The sequence below is a fragment of the Enterococcus sp. NPDC086594 genome, assembly GCF_044746145.1.
Taxonomy (GTDB): domain Bacteria; phylum Bacillota; class Bacilli; order Lactobacillales; family Enterococcaceae; genus Enterococcus_D; species Enterococcus_D entomosocium.
Genome location: NZ_JBIVBP010000005.1, coordinates 242,538 through 258,121 on the forward strand (window position 1 = coordinate 242,538; position 15,584 = coordinate 258,121).

Here is a 15,584-nt window from a genome sequence, read left to right on the forward strand (position 1 = left end):
TTTACTCTTCCTTTCTAGGATCAATCAGCTGCAAAACAAGCGCTTGATAAGAAACATTCTCAAAAGCTTCTGGCATGATCGTTAGTAGTTGCTGCAAGCTGATGTTTTTTACGATTTTTAAGCGGCTTTTGTCTGCCCATGATGGAAAAGCCTGCAACAGCAAGCGTTTGTTTTCACCTGACTCGAGTAATGCCCGAATTGGCCACTGCCCTAAATCAGGAAACAAAGCTGGCTGGGCAACTTTATCTGCCCAGTTCAACTCTAGCCATTCGACGCATTCATCAAACCAACGGGCAAAACGTGGATCAACCATTTCTTTACGATTACCGAAGCGTTCGGTCGCCAAAGAAAGACCGTGACGTCCTTTTTGGAAAATATGACTTTCAAAGGGAACCTCGTGATCTTCTAGGGCCTGCAGATACGCCAATGAATTTTCGATAGGAACGACATTGTCTTCAAAGGTTGAAAACAAAAAGGTGGGCGGCGTATCTTTTGTGACACATTCCTCTAATGAAGGGGCATCGATCTTCATCACAGTAGCAAATGAAGACAATATCGCTGGGTAGCCTAAAATACATAAGCTCGGTTTCATTGAGGAGAGTGTTGATAACGCCGCTGCCAAATGGCCGCCGGCAGAAAAGCCGATCACAGCGATTTTTTCGGCATCGATTCCCCATTCACTTGCAAGTTCTCGGATTTTAGTAATCGCTTTTTCTGCATCTGCTAAGGAATGGCTGAAACTGCGATGTGTCCCTACATGATAGCGTAAGACCCCGGCGTGAAAGCCTTGGGCAGCAAAATTTAAAGCAATCGGCTCAGCTTCCCGCTCACTGCAAAAGGAGTAGCCGCCACCGGGAATCACCAAGACAAACGGACGATCGCCCACCCGTTCATACTCGGCTTTTTCCTCATGCAGGTACACTGTCAAACCGGCTTGCGCTTCTGGATCAAATAGATATTCCTGAAAAAACATCACTTACTCTCCTAACCCGTTTTTATCGATGACGTTTTGATACCAATAAAAACTATCTTTCTTGTATCGCGCCAAGTCCAACAGCTGCTCGTCCGTACGATTGACATAGATAAACCCGTACCGTTTAGCGATGCCTTCGTGAGTACTGACGAGATCAATGGCACTCCATGGGCAATAGCCGATCACATCGACACCGTCTTCGATCGCCAATGCCATCTGTTTTATGTGCTGCTGCAAGTAGTCGATGCGATAATCATCGTGGATTTTACCATCAGTTGTCAAAACATCCTTGGCACCGATGCCGTTTTCCGTGATCAAAAGAGGCAGACGATAACGGGAATAGATTTCGTTCAACGTAAAGCGAAAGCCTTCTGGATCAATCGGCCAACCGAATTCAGTCATTGGCAAATGGGTGTTTTCTACTACTTGGAAAAAGCCAGGAATCCCGAAACCAGACTGTTGATCGAGTTTTGTCTCTTTTTGAAAATAGCTGCTGACGGTCATCGTATTATAATAATTCAATGCGATGTAATCACATGTTCCAGCTGCCAAAATCTTTCGATCTGCTTCAGTGACTGTCGGTGCTGCACCAATCGTCTCTAACAAATGCCATGCGTTATGGTTGTATGTGCCGAAAACAGCCGCATCTAGGAATAACCAATTTCTCAGCGCACTCATAGAAAGAGCTGCCAGCTGATCGGCTGGTTTTTCAGAAGCTGGATAGACACTGGCGATATTCGGTGCTGGGCCAATCTTGCCGCTAAAATTACCTGCATGAAACTGTTGGGTCACCAATGCTTGTGCCACCAGCATATGGTGATTTTCTTGAAATTTTTCTTTCATGGATTTTTGACTCGTCCCAATGACCGAACCAGCAAGTGCCATCACATTTTGCTCGTTGATGGTTTGCCATAGCGGGACTTGATGACCAAAGTTTTCGAACAGTACTTGGCAGTAATCAGCAAATGCTTGGATCGTCTCTCGGTTTTCCCACCCACCTTGCTTCGCGATCGCAACGGGCAGGTCAAAATGGAAAACGGTGACGATCGGTTGAATCTCGTTTTCTAGTAGCAGATCGATCAGGTTTTGATAAAACGCCAATCCTGCTGGGTTGACCTGACCATCGGGCATGACTCGACTCCATGATATGGAAAAACGATAGGCTTTTAACCCTAATTCTTTAAACAATTTCACATCTTCTTCATATCGGTGATAGTGGTCTGATGCTACTTTAAAATCAGTGGTCCCTTGCGGAATCTCTTTGAGATCTTGCACTGAGGGACCTTTGCCGTCTTCTGCCCATGCGCCCTCTACTTGATAAGCACTAGTGGATGCTCCCCACAAAAATGCTTCCGGAAATTTACTCATCCCACGGTTCCTCCTTGGCTGCGCCGATCAAATTGGCGTCCGCTTGAAAATAAGCGGCTTGGATCGCAACTGGCTGCAGCGTTTTCTCAATGATTGGTGCGGTTTTAAAAATAGCTTGATAGCTGCTAGCTATGGCTTCGATCAAGCGTGGCTGACGGCTGATCCCGCCACCGATAACGATTTTCTCCAGAGCTAAAAGACACTGAAGATCGAAACACAAGACAGCGACTTCTTTGGTATAAGTTAAAAATAAAGCCTCTGCCTCAGGATCAGCAGTTTTCGTAAGGGTATCAAAGACCAAAGGACCATCAGGCGCGATAGCCATACTAGCAGCCAAACGCTCAATTAATCCGACAGCCGAAAGACCGATCCCCACAAAAGAGTCCGCGCCTCTCATTTGTCGGTCACGAATCATAAAACTGACTTCACCAGCTTGTCCATGATGCCCACGATAGAGTTTTCCATTGAGACAAAGACCAACTCCCACGCCGGTTCCTAAAATGATCGCCGCACCATTTTGGATCCCTTGCAGATTGCCGGCTTTCATTTCCCCTAGCGCGGCGGCTTTTGCGTCGTTTTCGACAGTAACCTCTGTCACCATGCCATCGCTTAACTGGCAGATCAATTCTGGCAAATTTACCCCATCAAGGTATGGCAAGGCACCACCAAAGAAGACCGTCCCTGTTTCATTAACTGAACCAGGGACTGCGATAGCCACTTTCGTGAAAGAAACTTGACGGGCATAGCTTTGCAATAGCCCTTTGATAGCTTCTTTAAAGGGTTCAAAAGCTACAGGGGTTAAAATGGTGCGTCGTTTACTGACCTCGTCGTGTTCGACCCATCCCGTTTTGATGTGCGTCCCACCGATATCAATTCCTAAATAAACCAAATGTGCCACTTCCTTTGTTTACGCTTGAATTTCTTCCACGACTTTTTCTGTCATTTTTGCTGCTTCACTTGCTTGCTTTTTTTCAGCAGCCATTTCTAATTCGTACTCTTTTTTATCCGCAATTTTTAGAAACGGATACCACATAACAATACCGATCAGCATACAGATGATCATTAAGATCGTGTAGTTAAGCCCTCCTGAAAAGGGCATTTTGATAAAAGTCGGTGTGGTCCATGGCAATAGACTCATGGTTGGATTCAAGCTGATTGGGAGGATCGTTGTTGCCAATCCCCAGGTCACAAAGCCAGCGATCAATTGTGTAAAGACTTGCGGAATAAAGAACAACGGATTCAAAATAATCGGCATCCCGAACATGATTGGCTCTGTGATGTTAAAGATCGACGGGATAAACGACAATTTTCCTAATTGTTTCATTTTTGCCGATTTGCTGCGGATCATAAAGAAGGTCACAAAGCCCATGAAGCCAGCAGCATACATGCCCATATAAATCACTGAAGGAATCAGATAAGGCAGCGCTTGTCCTTGTTGGTAAGCGGCAATATTTGAAACGACCATGGTCATACTAATCGCCCCGAGTGGTCCTTGTAAAACTGCATTATGAATTCCGAAAAACCATAAAACAGCTAATACTTCCATAATGATGATGATCGATAGCGGGCTGGCAACTAAGGAGTTCAACGGCGCATTGATCACATCGATAAAGAATTGGAAAATCGAACCGGATGAAGTAAACCCAAATAAGACACGTAAGACAAAGACGACTGCAAAAATGATCGTGACAACAAACACTGGTGCTAAAGATTGGGTTACCATTGGGGGAACACTATCCGGTAGCTTGATCATAATGTTTTTTCTCGATAAGAAAGCATAAAAGCGAGTGACCAACAAAGCGGTCAGCATGCCGATAAACAGTCCTTGTCCGCCTAAGAAATCAAGCTTCAAAGCTCCAATCGTTTGTTCCACTGCTTGACCATCTTGCATAACAGTCGTTGCGACGGTTTGTGGCATCAACATAATGAAACTAGCTAAAGAAATAATCGCCGAATTGCGTTCGTTGCTTCCTAACTGTTTTGCGTAAGAATACGCCAAACTGTAAACGACATACAATGCAAAGACACCAGTTGCTCCATTAGTGATTGCTTCAACATGCTGGAAGATGCCAATTTTCGTCAAATAGTCCGTCCAACCGGGAATCGGAAAATTTCCCACGATCGTGATAAAGGCAATCCCTAAAGTGATGGGACTCGTTCGAATAAAACCTTCCATCAAAGCGGCCAATACTTTGTTTTGTTGTAATTTTTGTGACATTGGTAATAGTTTGCTACTTAAAAATGCTTCTAATTTTTCCATTTTCTCTCACTCCTTTAGTTTAGATCGTTACACTAAGCATCGTTTCTTTTTGATCGATCCGTATTAGAAATCGATAAGTACCTTTGGTTATGTGTTTCTTCCCCTGATTGTCATAGAAAATAAGTTCTGACAACGGCAGTGACAATCTTTGCTCTTTTTCTTCTTGGGGTGCGAATGAGATGAGGTCACTCGCAATTAATTGCCGACTTGGACGAACCATTGCTGCTGGGCGTTGCATCAGGTAAATTTGAATGACGGTTTCTGCAGCTATTGCCGATTGGTTTTTCACTCGATAAGCCAAATGGATTGTCTCGCTAGATACTTCACTACCAAGCCATTCACCAGTAAACGAACTGTAACTAAGACCTGTTCCGAATGCGAATAAGGGTTCATTGGATTCATCGCGGTATTTTGACAAAAAGCGATCAGAATGCTCACTATCTGTCAAAGGTCTGCCCGTTGGCAGTTGGGCACTGTATAGTGGGATCTGTCCTTCACTCCGAGGAAAGGTCATCGCCAGTTTTGCCGTCGGAGAAGCCTGCCCACTCAACAGATTGGCGATCCCGATCCCGCCCATCGTTCCTGGATACCATACGAGCAACAGACTATCAAATAATGCTTCCACTTGTGTTAAGACTAACGGTCTGCCAGTGTAAAGCACGCCAATCAAAGGCTTGCCAGTTTTTTTCAACGCTTGGATCAAACGAATTTGTTTCAATGGCAGCTGCAAATGAGCTTTTGATGCCCCTTCGCCGCTCTCCAAAAACTGCTCTCCAAAAGTCAAGACGATAACTTCGGCGGCTTCGGCGGCTTCCATGGCTTCCAAAAGCAACTGATCTTCTGGTTCGATCGGTCCATTCAGCTGTTCGATCCCGGCTTTTAAAGGACCAAATTTCTCATACGAGTCGAATAGATTGTATCCACGAGCAAAGATCAAGTTTTCGGGTGCGAAATGCTGCAGCAAACCGGTTTTTAAAGGAATCGTGTCTTGTGGCTTGCCGCTGACTGACGCCCAAAAACCTAAGGTCAACCGGCTTTCTCCATAAGGACCGATCACAGCGACGGTTTGGTCCTTTTTCAAAGGTAAGCTGCCCTCATTTTTTAACAGCACACAGCTTTTTTCTACTAGCTTAACGGCTAGCTCTTTGGCTTTATCCGACAAAACCTCTCCAGTTTGTTGCGTTTTCAACCCTCGATAGGGTTCCTCAAACAAACCTAATTGATTTTTTAGTACGAGAATTCGCCAGACTGCTTCATCCAGCAACGCGGCTAATTCGGGTTCTTTAATCAGTTCTGGCAAGTGCGTCGCATAGACCGATGTCATCATATCAAAATCAACGCCCGCTTCCAAACCTTTCTGAGCGGCCTCCCGTTCATCTTTGACAAAACCGTGGGGGACCAATTCTTTGATGGCGGCATGATCGGAGACCAGTACCCCATCAAAACCGAAACGTTCGCGCAAAATCTCTCGGTTCAGCCAGCGGCTACCCGTTGCAGGTTCACCATTCAATAGGTTGAAGGCCGTCATCACTAGCAGTGCTTGGGCTTCGATCGCCGCTTGATAGGGTTGCAAATATTCATTGAATAAGCGCTGATTGGACATATCGACCGTATTGTATTCTCTGCCCGCTTCGGGTGCACCATAACCAGCAAAATGTTTGATGCAAGCAGCAACGTGATTTTCTGCCACTCCTTGATCAAGATTGCCTTGGTAGCCGGTCACGACGCTTTTAGCAAAACGTTTTGCCGTATACACATCCTCTCCTGGCGACTCCATCACTCTGCCCCAGCGAGGATCGCGAACAAGATCCAGCATGGGTGAAAAGATCACATGAAGGCCATTTTGGTAACATTCTTTGGCGGTCATCTCAGCGGCTTGCCCGATCAAATTAAAATCGTAGGAACCTGCTTGGGCAAGGGGAATCGGAAAAATCGTTCGAAACCCGTAGATGACGTCCGACATAAACAGCATAGGAATCTTTAGTCGGCTGTGTGCTAACGTTTCCCTCTGTAACTGAATCAATTTTTGGTAATCGTTCACATTATAAATCGAACCAATCTCGTGAATCTTCAAATTTGGTGGAAGCCCTAAATCTTGCATCGGGCCAGTAGTCATCACCTCATTTTCAATGACTAAACTGCCATTCAATTGAATCGTCTGAGCGATTTTTTCTTCTGGCGTCAATTGCTGAAACAATTCTTTCAATTTTTTACTATCCATGTTTGCTCCTTCCTGTAACCGTTTTATTTATCTGAATTATAGAAAGAATCCTTCCTTAGATATACTAAAAAACTAGTGTTTATAATAAATTGTTTATTGAATGCTAAAAAATTTACGTTATACTAAAAGAAAAAACAATGTTTGGACTTTGAGGTGTCTCATGAACAAAACAACACTTACGACCGCCATGGATCTGCTTTATCGCAAATATTTGATCCCGATGATTCTCTTGGATCAAGAAGGGACTCCGCTGTATCCCCCACTCACCTTAACAGCCAAGAATCCTCTGAAACACTATTTGGAAGAAACGAACGGCCCAGTTGCAAATCTCTATCATTTCGGCAAATATATGCTTGGTTGTTTTGCGTTTCAGTTAGCTGGAAAAACCTGTTATATGGTCATCGGACCCTGTGGAGTGATTGGTACACCAGATACGTCTTACCTATTTCTTGAACATGAATACCACTACAATGTGCACTATTCCAAAGAAGACAAATACTCCTTTGAAGAATACATCCAGCTGCTTTATACGCTGTTTGCGGAGCAGCCGTTGGCAAAAGACCAAATCCATTGGCATTACCAAACTGAATCCCACGACCGATCCATGCAAACAGATCTTAGCTTGGAAACCAATCTTTATGAACGCCGTGTGCATGAAGCTACCTTTGATTCCTATCATTTTGAATTGCGCTATCTTGACTACATCAAACGAAACGAGCCGGAAAAAGTAGTCTGGGTATTTAACAAAATGAAAGAGACCTACAGTGTTTCCCTTTCCCCTCATGAACTGGAAGGCTTAAAACTAAAGTTTTCGGCCTTTGTCGCTGTCGTGACCCGCATGAGCATTGATGAAGGAGTACCAGTCAACCAAGCATTCGGCTTATCTGATTCCTTGATCCAAGGTCTGGTTTATATTCATTCTGCCGATGAGTGCCTCCGCTATATCAAAGAAGCCACCTACCGCTTTATGGAGCTTCTGCATAGCTATCCGCTGGCGCAAAAATCACTGTTGGTCAAGACGATTGTTAATTATGTCGACAGCCATCTCTATGAAAAAGTGACCATTGATGATCTCGCAGCCATCACTCAAAAACATAAGACCCATCTATGTAATCAGTTCAAAAAAGAAATGAACAAAACGATCCACAGCTACATTCAGGAACGAAAAATCAGCGAAGCCAAGCATCTATTGCTGTTCACAGATTTTTCCTACGAAAAAATCAGCACCCAGTTGGCATTCGCCAATCAAAGCCATTTTATCCGCAATTTCAAAGCCGTTACCGGGCAAACACCAAAAGAATTTAAAGAGAAACATTACGCTCATGCTTTAAGTTAAAGACACAATTTCCGAAAAAATGCTCAGAAACAATGGTTATTATTTTTAATAACAAACGTTGTAAGCTATCCTTTTACTCAAATCAATTTGAATGAGGAGAGATAAAATGATCCAACTTGCTCGCTTGATCTTTTGGGTACCAGTCATCTTTTTTTCGTTAGGATTGATCATCGTAACGAAACGATTGCCGCGTTTCACATGGGTTTCCTTATCCATCACGGTTTCTTTAGTGATCTTTGTTTGTAAGATTTTAGAGTATTCCTATACGATGCCTGACATGCAGCTAACTTTCTATTTTATGGGTTTCTTGATTTCGGCTAGTCTTCTTTGTTTTATTTTCTACTTGAGGATCAGAAAACGGTGAATGACAGTGGCGGGTTTTCCACGTAAATTAGTCAGGTCCCCAGTAACTAAGGACCAATAGCTCCATCAAATACACGGGTTTCTTCCTATCTTTTTAAAGAACTCCCCTCCCCTGAAAAGGGGCTTTTTTATTGCTAGTTCTGATTCTAACCTCAAGCTTACTGTGTTACTCTAGAAAGATTCGAATCAAAATACAAGGATGTGCCACTCGTTTTTCTCCCCCCTTCCTGCACACGATCGTTATTCCATGAGCTCCTTGCCTTTTTAACGAACTAAATATATAATGAATTTGCAAAATAATAACACAAAAGAACAAATCATCTATCCTCATAAAAGGAGCTTACCCTATGAACTGGCTGACCTTTGTCGTCCAACCACTGACCCTGCTGTTTTTTCTTACAGTATTCTCTCTCGTCTATTTGATGCCCGAATCCCTTGTGCCTAAGCCCAAAATGAAAAAATGGGCGTTGACTGTTTCATTGATCTTTCTATCATGGCAGCTGCTAACCCCCTTTCTCTTCTTTTTTTACTGAGCACAACAAAAAAGCGGCTCTCTTTTTTGAGAGCCGCTTTGGTTTATTTTTAATCCTGTAACAAACTACCGCCATTGGTGGCAATGACTTCTTTGTACCAGTAGAAACTATCTTTGCGAGAACGATCAAAGCTGCCATTTCCTTCATCATCCGCGTCTACATAGACAAAGCCATAACGTTTCGACATTTCTGACGTTGAAGCCGAAACTAAGTCTGTACAACCCCAAGGCGTATAGCCCATCAATTCCACACCATCTTCGATCGCTTCATACATTTGTTCGATATGCGCCTTCAAATAATCGATTCGATAGCTGTCATGGATCGAACCATCCTCTTCCACCGTATCCAAGGCACCTAAGCCGTTTTCAACGATAAACAATGGTACTTGGTAGCGGTCGTACAAGTTATTCAAAGTCACACGCAAGCCGATTGGATCGATTTGCCACCCCCAGTCAGAGGCTTCCAAGTATGGGTTTGATTCGCCTAAAGAAAAGTTGCCGGCCGTTGCTTCGCCGCCTTCTTCAGGATTGTGGCGGGCAATAGAACTCATGTAGTAAGAAAAGGACATGAAGTCGACAGGGTATTGCGCAAGAATGTCTAAATCGCCATCTTCGAAGGTCACTTCGATGCCGTTTTCTTTAAAGAAGCGCTTCGTATACGCTGGATACTTCCCACGAACTTGGACATCAGAGAAGAAGAGATTCTCGTGGTCACGCTTGATTTCTTCCATCACATCTGCTGGATTTGGTGTAGCTGGGTAGGCTTGCATCCGTGCCAACATCATCCCTACTTTGATATCAGGATTGATTTCGTGGGCAAATTTTGTTGCTAAACTAGAAGCCACAAATTGATGATGCACAGCTTGATACATGTCAGAAAGGTTTTGCGTGCCATCTTCGGATAACAAGGCACCGCCAACATAGCCAGAGATCCCCATGATATTGATTTCATTGAAGGTCAACCAATATTTGACTTTGTCTTTGTAGCGGGTCAACACAGTTTCTGCGTATTTGACGAACAAATCGATCACTTGGCGATTTTTCCAGCCGCCATAGTTTAACGCGATCCCGATAGGTGTTTCGTAGTGAGAGAGGGTCACTAAGGGTTCGATCCCGTATTTTGCACACTCATCAAACACGTTGTCATAAAATTGCAAGCCTTCTTCATTTGGATGAACATCGTCACCATTTGGAAAAATTCTTGACCAAGCGATGGACAGACGGAACGTTTTAAAGCCCATCTCTGCGTACAAGGCGATATCTTCTTTGTAACGATGGTAGAAATCTGATCCCCAACGTTTTGGATACAAGCCTTCTTTGTCATTTAAGGCAAACAAGACTTTTTCCCGAGTCATTGGTGCAGCAAATTCTGCCATGTTTTTACGGTCTTCTGGTTTGACAGCGATCGCCGTATCGGATGTCGCTGGGCCACGTCCGCCTTCGTTCCATGCTCCTTCAAATTGGTTGGCTGCAGTGGCGCCGCCCCATAAAAAGCCTTTTGGAAATTGTTTTTCTGTCATGATTAGCCTACTTTCTTTTTCTTTATTGATCGACACAGCGGATCAGTAAGAAAGCATTCTAACTGATCCTACGACGTGCCGATAAACGCATTTATTTTACGACTTCGATCAAATTGTCGTTCGCTGTTACTTCTTTTGACTGTGTCGTTTGGATGTCACTGTAGTCGTTAGAGTTTGTGACGATGACTGGTGTCAGTAAGGAATAGCCTTCCGCACGAATCGCTTCAGTATCAAAAGAGATCAATTTTTGACCGGCTTTGACTTTGTCTCCTTGGTTGATGTAGGCAGTAAAGTGATTGCCTTCAAGTTCCACCGTATTCATGCCGATGTGGATCAATAATTCTGTCCCATCCTCAGTGACTAAGCCGATGGCATGTTTTGTTGGAAACAAGATTTTGACTTCTGCATCTGCTGGAGCAGTGATTTCACCGATCGCTGGTTCAACGGCGATCCCTTTTCCCATAGCACCTGAAGAAAAGACTTTGTCTTCCACATCTGCTAAAGCAACCACTTGACCGGTTACTGGGCTTTTGACTGTTTCATCTTTGACGCTGGCAGAAACGGTTTTTACTTCTGGTGCTGGTGCTGCTGGTGTTGCTTGACCGTCGACTGGTGAATCAACAGTTGTATACAAAGTTGGTACTTTCAATAACATCATGATGATAAATGACGCTACGATTGCAATAACTGTGCCGATGGCTAAGTGGATCACGCTATGGAAGCTGCCTGTTGCTGGATCGATATATGCAGGGTACAAGAAGATACCCATACCGCCCATTGCGTAACCAGTAACGTTAAAGATTGACAAGTAGATACCAACGAAACCTGAAACTAAACAAGAAACGATAAATGGTGTTTTCATTGGCAAAGTATAACCGTAGATCGCAGGTTCAGTCACACCGAAGATCGATGAGATCAATGCTGGCATTGCGCCTTGTTTGACTTTTGGTTCTTTCGTTTTCAACCAAATCGCTGCTAGCACACCCGTTTGCGTGAAACATGGTAGCACTGCGGCGGTCAAAATAATCGAAGAGCCGTTTTGCGCCATATCCATGATCGCCAATGGCACAAGACCCCAGTGAAGACCAAACATTACCAATACTTGCCATAATGCCCCTAAAGCAAATCCATAAATGATTGGGCTGAAATCATAAACCGCTTGGAAAGCAATACCGATCCAGCTAGATGCTGTATTTGCGACTGGACCTACCACAAAGAAGGTCAACGGCACAGTGATCAAAATCGTTACAAAAGGAACCACAAACATTTTGACTACATCAGGTGTAACTTTGCGCATAAACTGTTCAATTTTCGAAGCGACAAAAATCGCTAAAATAATCGGCAGTACGCTATTAAAGTAGCCACCTGCTGGTAAGGTCAAGGTTAGACCAAAGACTTTGCTCGCTTCAGCAACGCTTTCTGCTAAACCAGGATAGACCATCGCACCTGCAATCGCTAATGCTGTATAGGTATTCATCTTGAATTTCTTTGCAGCAGTTACGGCTAAGATCATAGGTAAGTATTGGAACAAACCATCGCCTAGGGTATTCATTACTACATAGATTCCATTGGTCGCTTCCATCCCAGTTGCTGCAAGTAGCGCCGTGATCCCTTTTAAAATACCGGCTGCCGCTAATGGACCTAAGAACGGTTGAAACAAGCTTGAGATGACATCGATAAAGCGGTCAAACAAACTGCCTTTCTTTTCGTCGCCTTCGTCGATATCAAGACTGCCGCCATCGGCTAATCCGCCGACTTTCAGCACTTCATCGTAAACATCTGGCACATGATTACCGATAACCACTTGGTATTGTCCGCCTGCTTTGACAACGGTCACGACACCGTCACGTTTTTGCAAATAATCTGTGTCTGCTTTGCTTTCGTCTTTTAAGTGGAAACGTAAGCGAGTCACACAGTGTTTTACAGAAGAGACATTTTCTTTGCCGCCAACGTGGGCCAAAATGTCTTGTGCTAATTCAGTATATTTTGCCATTTTGATTTCTCCTTTTTAATAGATCATTTAATAAAAATAAAAAGACCGGCCATTTCTACAATAAACAAGCAGGAGTATCACCCATAAAAAACGAGACGGGTCTCCTCAACGAGTATTGTAAGAAAGTGCAGGTCTTGCCAGCCGAACTGTAACGAATCCATTTCCATTCTTAGGTTAATTTTGAGTGAGCGGCTAAGTTACCGATATGCAGAATCAAATACATCAATTCCATATCGTTGACATGCCAGCCCTTTTGTTCAAATAAGTATTCTTTGATCGAATCTGCGGTTTCTTTTTCTTTCGGATAGCTGCTGAAAGCCAAGGCAATCATCGGATTAGCCAATACTGGCTCTTCTTTTTCTTGACTTTGTCGAATTAAATAATAGCGAATGTGGGTCACAAACCGTTGGAAGTAGGAAGAATTCTCATCGTACTCGATGTTCATGCTATACTTAACGATCCGTAAAATATTGTTGGTCAACTCGGTGTGCTCATAGGCACTTTGATTGGCGCTTTTTTCAATTTGCGCATTGACGAAATGCAAAGTGATAAACGCAGCTTCTTCTTGCGAAAAATCGGGATACAGCTCTTTGCGGATCAACTCGACCGCTTGGACACTGACCGCATATTCCTTGGCATAGATTTTCTTGATTTCCCAATGCATGGGATTGGTCAAAACAATTTCTTGCTTTTGACGACTGATGGCAAACAAGATATGATCCATCAGTGTGAAATAAACGTTTGGATTGAAATCGGTTCCAACACTTTCCCGGAAAAGACGCACGATTTCATAAATGACGGCCATTTGTTTCTCGTCAGCCTTCGTCATGACTTTCGACATATGTTCCACTGTCAAGTCATCTTCTGGGTAGTATTTTTTTTCGATTCGCTCAGCCGGAATCAGGTCACCCGGTTTCGTTTGAAAGCCGATCCCTTTTCCCATTAGGATCACTTCAACTTCATCTTCTTTTGAAAGTACAACATTGTTGTTGATCCTCTTGATAATCTTCACGAACGATCCTCCTTGATCAGCATAGCGCATACACAGCTTTGCATCGTTTGACGTCTATGCAGAAGGTCTTGTATTTTTTTCTTTCTCTGACTTGCCATTAAGTGACGAGGTGAATGTCTGCTCCAGGCAGTACTGCAGGATATCGTCAAACCTAGCTGGCACTTCATTGCGTTTTACTTCTCCCCTCCTTTGATGATCAATGACTGGACCTTACCTTGGAACCGGTTCTTTTTTAGCGAATAGAAATAATGGAGCAAAAAAAGAAGACCAAAGCAAAAAAGTGTACAACCCAAGAAACTTTGGGTAATCAATGCACTTTTTTCCTCTGGTCTTGCCTGCCGAACAGTAACGAATCCAGTAATGAGAACACTCTCGTGTTCCGTTGAGATAATAGTACTCATTCTGAGAAAAAATGTCAACACTTTTTTTGCAAACGTTTTTCTTTTTTGTTTTTGACTTTTTTTCACTATCTTTCTCACTGAATTTCTTTTCTAGCTTTGGTCTTTTAGTTCACTTGAAATACAAGGTTTACTGTGTAGCACAATAAGACCACAAAAAACCGTAATCTTCGTGCATTACGGTCATAGCTGGAAGTATGATGCTTGAAAGACGATCAATCACAAAGAATCAGAAAATTGGGGAAGGTCTGGTGCATGACAGACATTCAACGGGACTGACCACCTTGCGCGATTCATGCGTTTCATGACTTCCACAAACGAAAAGGTCTCTTTGAGTGGGGGAATCAACCAAATAACCTTTCGATTCTTCAAGATCTTCTCTTTCCTGCTTAGAATGTTCGCAGTTCGCCGCGAAAAAAGCAGGACGTAAACTAAATTTCATTTATCAATCTGTCACTGATCCTTCAATGACAAGTTTCTAAATGAAAGCCTGTACTAGTTTTTAAATGGGTTGATTTCCCAAGGACCAAATGGTTCAAATTCCATGAAAAACGACCTCCTTTATTATTTGCTATACCCTATTATATTTGATAACATGTTATTAAAATCACATTGTTCAGAAATGCGTCACAATTAAGGAGGTCCCCCATGAAACAGCAAGGCTCTTTAATCAAAAAACTGCGCACAGATCGCAAAATCTCGCAAGCCAAGCTTGCCGAAGGTATTTCCTCTCGCACCACCCTTTCTTCTTTCGAAAATCGCAAAACAAATCTCTCTTCACAAACCTTGTTTGACTACTTAGACAAAATGAATATCACGGTTCATGAGTTCAGTCTGTTGATCGACAGCGAAGCCACAGGTCAAAAACGTCAGCTGGTGCAAGATTTCTATACCCGATACTATGATCGAACACTGACTATCGACTACTTGACTAGCCTTGAGGAACGCTACTTTGAGACACAAAATTTTTTTTATTATTCTTTGTATGTCCAAGGCCTGCTGCTGCTCAACCGTGAATCATTTCTGATGAATCGAGGAGCTTACACCCAAGAAGTTGAACTGGTAAAGCAATACTTGTTTGATATCGAAACCTGGGGGCGCTTTGAGTTAAACTTATTCTCAAATTTGTTATTTATTTTTGACCAAGAAACCATCAGTTATTACTTAGATCATGGGATCAAAAAAATCCTTCACTACGCCAATGATCCCTTTTATGCAAATTTGTTAAGTGTTGTGATCTTAAATGGCTGCGCCTTTGCCAGTGAAAGTAAGGATTCCTATCTGCTTAACAAGTTTCTGCTTTTGTCTCATCCCTTGCCTAATACACCTCTGTATTTTTATTTGAAAATCCATCAAGTCTTGTATCAAGAAATTTACTCCTATTTGCAATCTTCTCAATTAAACAAAGAAGTGTTAAGAAACAGCTTAATCGTTATCGAACAAGCCGGTTACCAGAACCATAAAAATGACCTGCAAAACTTGATTCATACCGTGACGAATATCTCCATTTAACGGCTCTATAATTTATGGGACTGATGAATCAGAATTGATTCTTCAGTCCCATTTTCATTTTAGGTATTAAAAAACATATCGTTCTCTAGTATGATT

12 protein-coding genes are annotated in these 15,584 nt (G+C 43.0%); 4 read left to right on the forward strand and 8 right to left on the reverse strand.

Annotated elements, in window-relative coordinates; genetic code table 11:
* Window position 1: 1 nt before the first annotated feature.
* Genes ACIPK1_RS10220 through ACIPK1_RS10240 form a run of 5 tightly spaced genes read right to left on the reverse strand, consistent with a single transcriptional unit; the run spans window position 2 to window position 6,822 of the window.
* A complete protein-coding gene (locus ACIPK1_RS10220; RefSeq protein WP_061054302.1) occupies window positions 2–973 on the reverse strand; it encodes an alpha/beta hydrolase in 972 nt (323 codons plus the stop codon).
* Window positions 974–976: 3 nt separating this feature from the next.
* Window positions 977–2,341 carry a glycoside hydrolase family 1 protein gene (locus ACIPK1_RS10225; protein WP_400450710.1) on the reverse strand — a complete coding sequence of 455 codons (1,365 nt, stop codon included), beginning with the start codon at window positions 2,339–2,341 and terminating at the stop codon, window positions 977–979.
* Window positions 2,334–3,239 carry an ROK family protein gene (locus ACIPK1_RS10230; RefSeq protein WP_400450712.1) on the reverse strand — a complete coding sequence of 302 codons (906 nt, stop codon included), beginning with the start codon at window positions 3,237–3,239 and terminating at the stop codon, window positions 2,334–2,336. Before ACIPK1_RS10230 ends, ACIPK1_RS10225 begins: the two co-directional genes overlap by 8 nt.
* Before the next feature lie 9 nt (window positions 3,240–3,248).
* Window positions 3,249–4,601: a PTS sugar transporter subunit IIC gene (locus tag ACIPK1_RS10235; protein WP_400450714.1), complete on the reverse strand. Its 1,353-nt coding sequence runs from the start codon at window positions 4,599–4,601 to the stop codon at window positions 3,249–3,251.
* 19 nt (window positions 4,602–4,620) lie between these two features.
* Window positions 4,621–6,822, reverse strand: coding sequence for a glycoside hydrolase family 3 N-terminal domain-containing protein (locus tag ACIPK1_RS10240; RefSeq protein ID WP_400450717.1), 2,202 nt, complete (start codon window positions 6,820–6,822; stop codon window positions 4,621–4,623).
* Between the two features lie 160 nt (window positions 6,823–6,982).
* Here ACIPK1_RS10240 and ACIPK1_RS10245 point away from each other — a divergent pair, with 160 nt between their 5' ends.
* The 3 genes from ACIPK1_RS10245 (at window position 6,983) to ACIPK1_RS10255 (ending at window position 9,054) form a co-directional block, all read left to right on the forward strand.
* On the forward strand, window positions 6,983–8,158 hold the full coding sequence (locus ACIPK1_RS10245) for an AraC family transcriptional regulator (RefSeq protein ID WP_253271636.1): 1,176 nt from the start codon (window positions 6,983–6,985) through the stop codon (window positions 8,156–8,158).
* 106 nt (window positions 8,159–8,264) lie between these two features.
* Window positions 8,265–8,522: a hypothetical protein gene (locus ACIPK1_RS10250; RefSeq protein WP_005235163.1), complete on the forward strand. Its 258-nt coding sequence runs from the start codon at window positions 8,265–8,267 to the stop codon at window positions 8,520–8,522.
* 346 nt (window positions 8,523–8,868) lie between these two features.
* Window positions 8,869–9,054 (forward strand): hypothetical protein, encoded by a 186-nt coding sequence (locus tag ACIPK1_RS10255; protein ID WP_016620504.1) that lies wholly within the window; start codon window positions 8,869–8,871, stop codon window positions 9,052–9,054.
* Between the two features lie 49 nt (window positions 9,055–9,103).
* Here the strand turns inward: ACIPK1_RS10255 and ACIPK1_RS10260 are convergent, their stop codons facing one another.
* The 3 genes from ACIPK1_RS10260 to ACIPK1_RS10270 form a co-directional block, all read right to left on the reverse strand.
* Entirely contained in the window at window positions 9,104–10,573 is a 1,470-nt protein-coding gene (locus ACIPK1_RS10260) for a glycoside hydrolase family 1 protein (RefSeq protein ID WP_400450720.1), read from the reverse strand.
* 91 nt (window positions 10,574–10,664) lie between these two features.
* On the reverse strand, window positions 10,665–12,566 hold the full coding sequence (locus ACIPK1_RS10265) for a beta-glucoside-specific PTS transporter subunit IIABC (protein ID WP_016613444.1): 1,902 nt from the start codon (window positions 12,564–12,566) through the stop codon (window positions 10,665–10,667).
* A gap of 169 nt (window positions 12,567–12,735) precedes the next feature.
* Window positions 12,736–13,578 (reverse strand): PRD domain-containing protein, encoded by an 843-nt coding sequence (locus tag ACIPK1_RS10270; RefSeq protein ID WP_008378663.1) that lies wholly within the window; start codon window positions 13,576–13,578, stop codon window positions 12,736–12,738.
* A 1,046-nt stretch (window positions 13,579–14,624) separates the two neighbouring features.
* Between ACIPK1_RS10270 and ACIPK1_RS10275 the strand changes: the two genes are divergently transcribed.
* The gene (locus ACIPK1_RS10275; protein WP_016613447.1) at window positions 14,625–15,488 is read left to right on the forward strand and encodes a helix-turn-helix domain-containing protein; all 864 of its coding nucleotides are present in this window, start codon (window positions 14,625–14,627) and stop codon (window positions 15,486–15,488) included.
* Window positions 15,489–15,584: the final 96 nt, after the last annotated feature.